Here is a 10,510-nt window from a genome sequence, read left to right as displayed (position 1 = left end):
CGATATGGCGATGCCGTCGGCCACGAGGAGTGCCACGCGAAAATTTGGGAAGTCTTGGCGAATTTCACGGATGTCGAGGCGGATCATGGAAGCCATCAAACGGTCGGAAGCGTTCGGAAGCCGGGTTCGCCGTCATCCTCGGCTTCGGCTGCTATCACGCCACGGACGATGGCGTGCGGCGGGCCACTCTTGCAGACTTCGACCATATCGTCGACGCTCGATGCCAGGCCCGAGAATTGGGCCTCCACACTCCCATCCTTTCGATTGCGAACCCAGCCCCTGACGCCGCGCTTCATGGCCTCGTCGCCCGTCCACGCGCGAAACCATACGCCCTGCACGCGCCCCTCGATACGTATTCGGACGGTTTTGCTTCGACTCGATTCGCTCATATCGCCTCGAAACCGAAACGAATGCGCCGCAGCACTTTCAGCGCCGCCGCATCCAGCGAAGAGGTTTCATGCGAACTCGAGAATAGCCTGATCGACGGCCAAACTGTCGCCCGGTTTAGCGTGAAGCCTTGCAATAGTGCCGTCACGTTCGGCGCGCAGGATATTTTCCATCTTCATCGCCTCGACGACCGCGAGTTCTTCGCCTGCTTTTACTTCCTGGCCCAGCTTTACGGTCAGTGAAACCAATAGCCCTGGCATGGGCGAAATGAGGTACCGGGATAGGTCGGCCGGCGCCCTCTTCGGCATGAGCTTGAGCGCCTGTGCCGCGGTCGGGGAAAGGACTCGCACATCGGCTCGCAGGCCGCCTTGGGAAAGGCGGTAGCCGAGGCCAAGCCGATCGACTTGCACCGTAATATGGCGCCCGTTCACGCTCGCATCGAGGATAGGATCCCTGAGTCGCCATGTCCCGCGGATCGCGTAAAGCAGCTCACCGATGCGAACGTCGTAGCCCCCGCCCACCTGCAAGATTTTAACAGCGTATTGCTCGTCGCCGAGGAGGACATCGAAATCATCGGCAGGCTTCGCCTCATGACCCGGCAATTGGCCGGCGATCAGGCATTCGCGTTCAGCCTGGGTGCGACGGAGCACTGTCGCGACGGCGGCAAAGAGCTTCCCGTCGTCGTCGCCGAGTGGGGCCGGCGCGAAAGATTCGCCGAACTCCTCGGCAATGAAACCTGTGTTGAGCCGCCCGGCGGTGAATCGCGGGTGCGCCATAATCGCCGAAAGGAAGGGGATATTGTGGTTGAGGCCGCGTACATAAAATGCATCGAGCGACTTGCGCATGTTCGCAATCGCCTCGCCACGGTCGCGCCCGCTGGTAACGAGCTTCGCGATCATGGGATCGTAATAAACAGATATTTCGGCGCCTTCCTCGACGCCAGCGTCCAGCCGAACGCGCTTGCCGTCCGTCTCAGGCGGGATGTAACGCACAAGCCGCCCGATCGAAGGCAGAAACTTGCGGAACGGATCCTCGGCATAGACGCGCGTCTCGATCGCCCAGCCTTCGAGCTTCACGTCGTCCTGTCGAAATGCAAGCCTCTCCCCCGCCGCGACCCGTATCATCTGTTCCACAAGGTCGATCCCCGTGACAAGCTCCGTCACGGGATGCTCGACTTGCAAGCGCGTATTCATTTCGAGAAAATAGAAGTTGCGCTTGGCGTCGACGATGAATTCGACGGTACCTGCGGAGCGATAGTTGACTGCCTTCGCCAACGCCACTGCTTGAGCGCCCATGGCGCGCCGCGTCGTCTCGTCGAGAAATGGGCTGGGCGCCTCCTCTATAACCTTTTGGTGGCGGCGTTGAATCGAACATTCGCGCTCGCCGAGATAAACGACATTACCGTGGGAATCCCCCAGCACCTGAATCTCGATATGGCGCGGCTCCTCGATGAACTTCTCGACGAAGATCCGATCGTCGCCGAAGGCAGCGTGCGCCTCGTTTCGCGCCAATCGAAAGCCGTCCAGCACTTCGCGATCGTCACGGGCGACTCGCATGCCCTTCCCGCCACCGCCGGCCGCCGCCTTGATCATCACGGGATAGCCGATTTTCCGCGCGATCATTGTCGCCGCCTCGGGGTCCTCGACGACGTCGTTGTGACCGGGGATGACATTGACGTTCGATTTAAGGGCAATCTTTTTCGATTCGATCTTGTCACCCATTGCGGCGATCGCCGCTTGCCCCGGGGCGATGAATACGATCCCCGCTTCATCGAGCGCGCGCGCGAATGCGGCATTTTCGGAGAGGAACCCATAGCCGGGATGGACGGCTTCGCAGCCCGTATCCTTGGCCGCCGCCACGACTCTTTCGATATTGAGATAGCTTTGCGCCGAAGGAGCGGGCCCTATCGCGATCGCCTCATCTGCCATGCGCACGTGGAGCGCTTCGGCGTCCACATCCGAATAAATGGCGACGGTCCTAATGCCCATTCGCCGTGCCGTGCGAATAATCCGGCATGCGATTTCGCCGCGATTTGCAATGAGGATTTTCTTGAACATTGCTGTTGAGCGTCCGTCCCTCGATCCGGATCCTGTTCTGTGGATCTCCACGAGACCATGACCCAATTATGACGGCTTATAGCAGGGGAGCAAATCGCGAACCAGGGGCGAGCCGGAACTGAACCAGGCCGACCGTCTTTTGGCGACAGTCGACGGAGCGCCCTTCCCCGGCTGCTTTCGGTGGCGCGATGCGTTTCGCATCGCTCACAATAAGCATTTGATCTATCGCAAATTTATTAACCAATGGCATCACGTTTTCAAACTGCGCAGGTATTCGATATCGACTGGGAGCTTTTCGCCGAGCCAGAGAGCGTACTCCGAGTGGTCGATCGGATCGTCGCCCGTCTCCGGGTGGATGAGGACCGAAAGGCCCTTGTGATTGAGCGAGAGCCAAGGAACGAAACGGCCGAAGAGATCCGTTGCAAACGCAACTTGAAACATTGGACGCGTATGGGGCCCGACCGGTCGGTCGTGAACGCGGCCAAGTGCAACCGGAAATCGCGCACCGATCTCCTCACGGAGTTCAACCGCCAAGGCACGGGTCCGGACGTCGTCGAAATAAACGTGTGCGTGATAGTCGATTATTCTGGAAGGATCCACTTCGGTCATGGCGACCCCCTAGCCTTCTCCCCGTTCGCCGAAAATGCCCATCACGTAAGCGGCGTGGATTGCAAGTACCCCACCCCATCCCACAATTGGCCACACGAACCAGATCGTCGTCGGCGTCAGCAGCAAATTCAACACGACAAACACCGCGCTCACTGCGAAATAACCGATGAGGTGCTGACGAAGTCCGGTGAGCCGACGGCGTCCATGCTCGAGCTTGTTCCGATCGTCAAGCATCCGCCCGCACCTCCGGCGTGGTTCAATCAACCGCCTCGTGCGGTGGATTTGGAGTTCCTAGCATTTTGGTGGCATCCGCGTTTAGGAACTTCAAATCCGAATACCACGCGAAATACAATATATTCCTCGTGTGGCTTTGAATCCGAAATTTGCCCCCGGTCCCGCCCCCTAATGTGGCGAATTTCGGATTCGCACACTAGAGCGGAATGTTGTCGTGCTTCTTCCAAGGGTTTTCGAGCTTCTTCGCGCGCAGCATGGCGAGCGAGCGGCAAATGCGCTTGCGCGTTGAGTGAGGCATGATGACGTCGTCGATGAAGCCGCGATGACCTGCGACGAAGGGGTTCGCGAATTTCTGGCGGTACTCCTCCGTACGTTTCGCGATTTTCTCCGCGTCTCCGATGTCCTGGCGGAATATGATCTCGACCGCACCCTTGGGGCCCATGACCGCGATCTCCGCCGTCGGCCAGGCGTAATTCACGTCGCCGCGTAAGTGCTTGGAGCTCATGACGTCATAGGCGCCGCCATACGCCTTGCGCGTGATCACCGTCACCTTCGGTACGGTTGCTTCCGCGTAGGCAAAGAGGAGCTTGGCCCCGTGCTTGATGATGCCGCCGAATTCCTGCGCGGTGCCGGGTAGAAAGCCGGGAACGTCGACAAAGGTGACAATGGGAATCGAGAAGCAGTCGCAGAAGCGAACGAAACGCGCCGCCTTTTTTGAGCTATCGATATCGAGGCAACCCGCCAGCACCATCGGTTGGTTGGCGACGATTCCAACTGTGGCCCCTTCCATGCGGGCGAAACCGACAACGATATTTTTTGCATAGTCCGGCTGAAGTTCGAAGAAGTCCCCGTCGTCGACGACCTTGCTGATGAGCTCTTTCATTTCATATGGCTTGTTGGGATTTGCCGGCACCAACGTGTCGAGCGACATCTCAATCCGGTCAGGAGAATCGTCCGTCGGTCGCGGCGCCATCAGCTCCCGGTTGTTTGCGGGAAGGAAGTCAATGAATCGGCGGAGCTCGAGGAGCGCCTCGACATCGTTCTCGAAGGCGCAATCCGCGACGCCGGATTTCGTCGTGTGCGTCACGGCGCCGCCAAGCTCCTCCTGGGTTACCGACTCGTGGGTCACGGTCTTCACGACATCGGGGCCCGTGACGAACATGTAGGAGCTATCTTTCACCATGAAGATGAAGTCAGTCATCGCCGGCGAGTAGACCGCACCGCCGGCACATGGCCCCATGATAAGCGAGACCTGCGGCACCACGCCGGATGCAAGCACATTGCGCTGAAAAACTTCGGCGTAACCCGCAAGCGATGCCACACCTTCCTGAATCCGTGCGCCGCCCGAGTCGTTCAGACCGATCACCGGCGCGCCCACCTTCATCGCTTGATCCATGATTTTGCAAATCTTCTCGGCGTGCGCCTCTGAGAGTGCGCCGCCAAAGACGGTGAAGTCCTGGCTGAAGACAAAGACAAGACGACCATTCACGGTGCCCCAACCGGTCACCACACCGTCGCCGGGAATTTTCTGCTCCGCCATGCCGAAATCGTTGCAGCGATGCTCCACGAACATATCCCGCTCCTCGAACGAGCCGGGATCGAGCAGAATATCGATACGCTCGCGCGCGGTGAGCTTCCCTTTCTCGTGCTGTACGGCAATCCGGCGTTGGCCGCCGCCCGCTCTTGCACCCGCGCGCTGTTTTTCGAGTTCTCGCAATATCTCCTGCATGGGGCCTCTCATCCGCCCGATGTTTTTACCCGAAGTACTTTTGCGACCCGGGCCGCGATGGGACCGGGCCTGCCCTTGTGCGGTGGATTTGAAGTTCCTGTCACTTTGACGGCACCCGCGTTCAGGAACTTCAAATCCGAATACCGTACTGGATACAATATATTACCAGCGTGGCCTCGAATCCGAAATTCGCTCACAGTCGCGCACCCAGACGTGGCGAATTTCGTATTCGCCACACGAGGACGATTGCAGATAGCATGCGGTCACCCCCAAGGCCAGCCTGGAGCGGAGCGCTAAAGGGCGTAGACGGCCCCCGAGGGAACCTACACTTCAAGCAGACGGAGAAAATGTGCCGCGGCCGCGATGTCGGCCTTAAGGATGTTGCGCCGAGCGGCTGCCTCCGGGTCTTCGCCCCATAGCTCGATCTGGTAAGTTTCATCGAGTTGCGAAAGTTCGAAGGCGGTTTCCGCGTCGATCTCACGCTCCGCCAGGGCAAGCGCCAGGACGAGTGAGCCGCACTCGGCCGTCGCGGCCGCGAGCGCAGTCAGCCGCATATCGTCGAAGGAATCGACGGCCAGCGTCAGCGCACGAAGCGTCTCCTCGGGCTGATCGACCGCCATGATTCCGCGAGTGATCGCGAGCGGAGCACTGAATCGACGTCCCGCCCAGTCGATCAACGGTTGCCAGCTGCGATCCTGACGTTCCATGAGCGGTCGCGGTCCCTCTGCTCGGTAACAAAGTAGATCGGTCGCCGCGTAGGCGGCCGTACGCTCGATAACTTCTGCCCGATTTGGTGCAACGAGGTCGATTGCCGACCCGGCCAACCGTGTAAGCGGCATCGTTTTGGGATCGACATTCTCCCTTTGGGCCTGCCACTCCGCGGCGATCGCGTCCGCAAGCGGCCGGGTCGGAAGCCGCAGGGCATGCCGTTTGGGCGTACGCACGCTTTTCTCATCGAGGAGTATGCCGTAGCCGTCGTCGAGCTCGGCAACAGCCACATCTTTGAAGAGACGCTTGCCACCGACGCGAGTCACGGCACAAGCCTGTGGACGGTGCGGGGGACCTCGAGGAAAGTGGCCGCGATCGCGTGAGCGCCGGCGGCTTCAAGTTCATCCACGTCGTGGTAGCCCCAGGCGACGCCAACGGCCTTGGCGCCCGCCGCCCTCGCCATCTGGACATCGAAGACCGTGTCGCCGATCATGGCGCAGGCGGGAGCCTCCACGCCCGTATCCGCCATCGCCCGCAAAAGCATGTCGGGATTGGGCTTCCCGGGGCCAACATCGCTCGTTTGCAAGGTGACGAAGCGGCCGAGAATATCATGGCGGCCGAGCGTTCGTTCGAGTCCCCGAAGGCCCTTGCCGCTCGCGACGCCAAGGAGAAAGCCGTCCGCCTCGAGGGCGTCGAGCGCTTCGATGGCGCCGGGGAAAAGCGGCTCTTCGACATCGTGCCGCGCGCGCGCCGCGGCGAATGCGTCCCTGTAGCGCTCGGCCAACAGTGCGGGGTCAAGCCCCGAGTCAGGCAAGGCTAGGGCGGCTAGGGCCTCCCGAAGCGGTAGGCCAATAACGCGCCGCGATTGTTCGGGTCGCGGCGGTGCTGCCCCAAGCGACTGAAACGCCGTACTCACGGCCTTGAAGATCGTGTGTTGGCTATCGACAAGTGTGCCGTCGCAGTCGAATACGGCGAGGCGCAAGGAAGACAAGGAACGCATGGCCTATTTGTGGTCGAAATGCTGCTGCAAGGGAAGTCCCGGATTTCGCGCCGCTCGCGCAATGCGGCAATCGTCAGCCGATCCGGCAGCTAGCCCGCCGGGGAGAATGCGCCGTTGCGCCCGGCTGTCACCCCATCATAGACTGCCGCCCGGCCAGCATGGACACTTCGATCGACACTCCCCATAGAATCGAGACGCCTGAAACGCCGATCCGAAGTCGCGGCGCCCTTTTGGCGTGCAGCGGGGCACATGTCCTCCACGACGGACTGAGCAATGTGCTCTATGTCTTGCTGCCCATTTGGCAAGGCGAGTTCGGTCTATCCTTCACGGAGATCGGCCTCTTGAAGACGGTCTACTCGGGGGCACTTGCCGGCCTCCAAGTCCCGTCGGGCTACGCATCGGAACGCCTTGGCGAGAGCGGGATACTCGTTGTCGGCACGGCACTCGCTGGCCTCGGCTTCCTGCTTGCCGGATGGGCAGGTGCCTTTGTGATCGTTGGGGCGTGCCTGGCACTTAGTGGCGCCGGGTCGAGTGTCCAGCATCCGGTCAGCTCGTCCCTGATCGCCCGCCAGTTCGAGGGTCCCCGCCTCCGCGCAGCACTCAGCGCCTACAACTTCGCGGGCGACGTCGGGAAGGCGCTATTGCCGGCACTTGCAGCCTGGGCGATCTCCCTATCCGATTGGCGATTCACGGCGAAAGCCCTTGGCGCGATTACGATTGCGGTGGCGCTTGCGATGGTCTGGCTGTTGGCACAGCTTGGCCGACGCCAGCCTCACGCGGCACAGAAGTCGCAAGACGCGACCGCATCGAAGGGTAGCGCGTGGTTAGCGGGTGCCCGGCGCGGCTTTTTGGCGCTTTGCGCAATCGGCATTGTCGACAGCGCCACGCGCGGCGGCTTTCTGGTCTTCCTCCCATTCCTGCTCGGCGAGAAGGGTGCTTCGCTGACGACTGTCGGCCTGGCCATGACGTTTGTCTTCGTTGGCGGTGCCGCCGGTAAATTCGTATGCGGAGTCATTGCAAATCGCGTTGGAATTCTTCGAACGGTCATCATCACTGAATGCGCCACCGCAGCGGCGATCCTGATGCTCCTGCCCCTGCCCGTGACCGCATCCTTGATGTTGCTTCCGTTCGCGGGCATGGCGCTCAATGGCACGTCGTCGGTCTTGTACGGTACGGTTGCCGATCTTCTTCCCGCGGACAGACGTGCCCGCGGCTTCGGGATCTTCTATACGGTTGGTATCGGGGCAAGTGCGGCTGCGCCTACAATTTACGGCGTATGCCGCGACGCAATCGGCATGACGCCCACCCTCGTTGTCGTTGCGGTTATGGTGCTTCTCGTGGCGCCGCTAACGCTTCCGTTGCGCACACCACTTCGCGTCGTCGGCGCTGCTTAATCGGCAAGTGCAGCGAAGGGATCTTCGCTCCAATTCGGATCGAAACCGAAGAGCCGCCATGTCGCTTGCATATGGCTCGGCAGTGGAGCCGTCACGATAATCGGCCGGCCCGTCCGCGGATGGGGCAGTGCGATGGCCCTAGCATGGAGGTGAAGCTTGCGGGAAAGCCCACCTCCAGCGAGAAACGCGACCGAACCGCCGTATTTTCGGTCGCCTTGAATCGGCGTTCCGACTTCCGCCATGTGGACGCGAAGCTGATGTGTGCGTCCCGTGACGGGCCAAAGCGCAACCCAGGCCGCTTTTCGCCCGAGATTTTCGACGACGCTGTAGTAGCTGACCGCGTGCTTGCCGACTTCGTCGTCCGGCATCATGCGCTCCCCGCCCTGACCCGGGTGCTTGGCGATTGAGATGTCGACTTTCCCTCGCAAGGGCCTTGGAACGCCAACTGTTATCGCCCAATAGATCTTACGGGTTGTTTTGCCGCGAAAAGCCTCGGCGAGTTTTGCCGCAGCGGCGGCAGTCCGGCCGAGCAGAAGCACCCCACTCGTGTCCCGATCCAGTCTATGAACGAGGCGCGGTCGTTCTGACGACCCGAAGCGCAAGGCATCGAGCATGCCGTCAATGTGACGCTCGGTGCCGGTACCGCCCTGGACGGCGAGTCCGGGCGGCTTGTTGAGAGCAATTATTTCGTCATCGCGATAAAGCACGAGTTGTCTAATCAAATTGCGGTCGGCCGCCGAGATCGTGTCACGGCCTTTGTCGGGCGGACGGGCGTCGTCTGAAATGAACGCACCCAGAGGCGGAATGCGAACACTTTGTCCTGCCTCGAGGCGCGCACCCGCCTTGGCACGCTTGCCATCGATGCGGATCTGGCCGGTACGCAGGAGTTTTTCCAGGCGCGCGTGACCGAGTGCTGGAAATCGGTGCTTGAACCACCGGTCAAGGCGCTGCCCCGCCTCCTCCTCGCGAACGGCAAGTATCTCGACCATGCCCCTCACGAATCTCCGCCCTGTTTTTTCTCGCGCAGGCGCGCCCAATATTCGAGGCGTTTCTTGATCTCACGTTCGAAACCGCGCTCGGCGGGCATGTAAAAAATCTGCCTCGCCATACCATCCGGGAAATAGTTCTGGCCCGAAAACGCATCGGCTTCGTCGTGATCGTAGGCATAGCCCTTGCCGTAGCCCAAGTCCTTCATGAGTCTGGTTGGCGCATTGAGGATGTGCATGGGAGGCGTGAGCGATCCCGTCTCCTTGGCCGCGCGCATTGCGGAGCCCATCGCCGCATAAGCCGAATTCGATTTCGGCGACGTGGCGAGATAAATCACCAGTTGTGCGATTGCAAGCTCACCCTCGGGTGAGCCGAGTCGTTCGTAAGCTTCCCAGGCGGCGAGCGCCTGAGGCAGGGCGTTTGGGTCGGCGAGGCCAATATCCTCGACGGCAAAACGCGTGAGGCGCCGTGCGATGTACCGGGGATCTTCCCCGCCCGCGAGCATCCGCGCCAACCAATAAAGCCCGGCGTCCGCATCCGAGCCACGGAGGCTTTTATGAAGGGCGGAGATGAGGTTGTAGTGGCCTTCCTGAGATTTGTCGTAAAGCGGGGCCCGCCGCTGCACGGCTTGCATGAGCGCCTGGGTATCCAGCGGCTTGACGGCCTTCAGGGCGAAAAGCTCCTCGGCCAGATTGAGGACGAAGCGTCCATCGCCGTCAGCCATCGCGCGAAGGGCGGCGCGTGCGTCCGTATCGATTGGAAGTTTTCGCCCTTCGGCTGCTTCCGCACGGGCGAGTAAAATTTCGAGGGTCGCGTCGTCGAGGCGGCGCAAGACCAGGACCTGGCAGCGCGAGAGCAGGGCCGCATTGAGCTCGAAGGAAGGATTTTCCGTGGTTGCACCAACGAGGATGACGGTACCGTCCTCGACATAGGGCAGGAAGCCGTCCTGCTGGGCACGATTGAAGCGGTGAATTTCGTCGACGAAGAGGAGCGTTCCCTCGCCCATTTCGCGCCGCTTTCTTGCGGCGTCAAAAATCCTTCGCAGGTCGGCAACGCCCGAAAACACTGCCGAAAGCGGCTCGAAATGCATCGAAGTGGCATCCGCGAGCAGTCGCGCAATGGTGGTTTTGCCGCAGCCGGGCGGTCCCCAGAGTATCATCGAGGCAAGGCGATGCTGCGCCACCATGCGGCCGATCGGCGCGTCGCGTCCCAGCAGATGGTCCTGGCCTACCACTTCCGACAGCCGGTGCGGACGGAGCCGATCCGCAAGCGGTCTTGGGGCCTGATCCTCGAAGAGGCTCATCACCCTCGGACGGTGACCGAGAGCACCCTGTCGCCGCGACGGATACTCAAGGTCCAGTTGTCGCTGTTGCCGGCGACCGCCTGGCGTAAATCCGCGACGGTG

The 10,510-nt window shown here is 61.1% G+C and carries 10 protein-coding genes; 1 reads left to right on the top strand and 9 read right to left on the bottom strand.

Annotated elements, in window-relative coordinates; all coding sequences use genetic code 11:
- Nucleotides 1-95: 95 nt before the first annotated feature.
- From VEJ16_10960 to VEJ16_10930, 7 genes are all read right to left on the bottom strand, one after another.
- Entirely contained in the window at nt 96-389 is a 294-nt protein-coding gene (locus tag VEJ16_10960) for an acylphosphatase (GenBank protein HYB10182.1), read from the bottom strand.
- A gap of 66 nt (nt 390-455) precedes the next feature.
- A complete protein-coding gene (locus tag VEJ16_10955; GenBank protein HYB10181.1) occupies nt 456-2,444 on the bottom strand; it encodes an acetyl/propionyl/methylcrotonyl-CoA carboxylase subunit alpha in 1,989 nt (662 codons plus the stop codon).
- Nucleotides 2,445-2,693: 249 nt separating this feature from the next.
- The gene (locus VEJ16_10950; GenBank protein ID HYB10180.1) at nt 2,694-3,053 is read right to left on the bottom strand and encodes a DOPA 4,5-dioxygenase family protein; all 360 of its coding nucleotides are present in this window, start codon (nt 3,051-3,053) and stop codon (nt 2,694-2,696) included.
- A 9-nt stretch (nt 3,054-3,062) separates the two neighbouring features.
- On the bottom strand, nt 3,063-3,287 hold the full coding sequence (locus VEJ16_10945) for a 2TM domain-containing protein (GenBank protein ID HYB10179.1): 225 nt from the start codon (nt 3,285-3,287) through the stop codon (nt 3,063-3,065).
- 196 nt (nt 3,288-3,483) lie between these two features.
- Complete coding sequence (locus VEJ16_10940; GenBank protein HYB10178.1) at nt 3,484-5,016, bottom strand: acyl-CoA carboxylase subunit beta; 1,533 nt, start codon at nt 5,014-5,016, stop codon at nt 3,484-3,486.
- 323 nt (nt 5,017-5,339) lie between these two features.
- Nucleotides 5,340-6,050 carry an ATP12 family protein gene (locus tag VEJ16_10935; protein HYB10177.1) on the bottom strand — a complete coding sequence of 237 codons (711 nt, stop codon included), beginning with the start codon at nt 6,048-6,050 and terminating at the stop codon, nt 5,340-5,342.
- Complete coding sequence (locus VEJ16_10930; GenBank protein ID HYB10176.1) at nt 6,047-6,724, bottom strand: HAD-IA family hydrolase; 678 nt, start codon at nt 6,722-6,724, stop codon at nt 6,047-6,049. The genes VEJ16_10935 and VEJ16_10930 overlap by 4 nt, the downstream gene beginning before the upstream one ends.
- Before the next feature lie 158 nt (nt 6,725-6,882).
- Between VEJ16_10930 and VEJ16_10925 the strand changes: the two genes are divergently transcribed.
- The gene (locus VEJ16_10925) at nt 6,883-8,118 is read left to right on the top strand and encodes an MFS transporter (GenBank protein ID HYB10175.1); all 1,236 of its coding nucleotides are present in this window, start codon (nt 6,883-6,885) and stop codon (nt 8,116-8,118) included.
- Here VEJ16_10925 and VEJ16_10920 read toward each other — a convergent pair.
- On the bottom strand, nt 8,115-9,107 hold the full coding sequence (locus VEJ16_10920; GenBank protein ID HYB10174.1) for an RluA family pseudouridine synthase: 993 nt from the start codon (nt 9,105-9,107) through the stop codon (nt 8,115-8,117). The genes VEJ16_10925 and VEJ16_10920 overlap by 4 nt on opposite strands.
- A 5-nt stretch (nt 9,108-9,112) precedes the next feature.
- Nucleotides 9,113-10,408, bottom strand: a complete 1,296-nt coding sequence (locus VEJ16_10915) for a replication-associated recombination protein A (GenBank protein HYB10173.1) — start codon at nt 10,406-10,408, stop codon at nt 9,113-9,115.
- Between the last annotated feature and the right edge of the window lie 102 nt (nt 10,409-10,510).

The sequence above is a fragment of the Alphaproteobacteria bacterium genome (assembly GCA_035625915.1).
In the GTDB taxonomy this organism is placed as follows: Bacteria; Pseudomonadota; Alphaproteobacteria; order JACZXZ01; family JACZXZ01; genus DATDHA01.
This window is presented reverse-complemented; position numbering and strand designations above follow the sequence as displayed.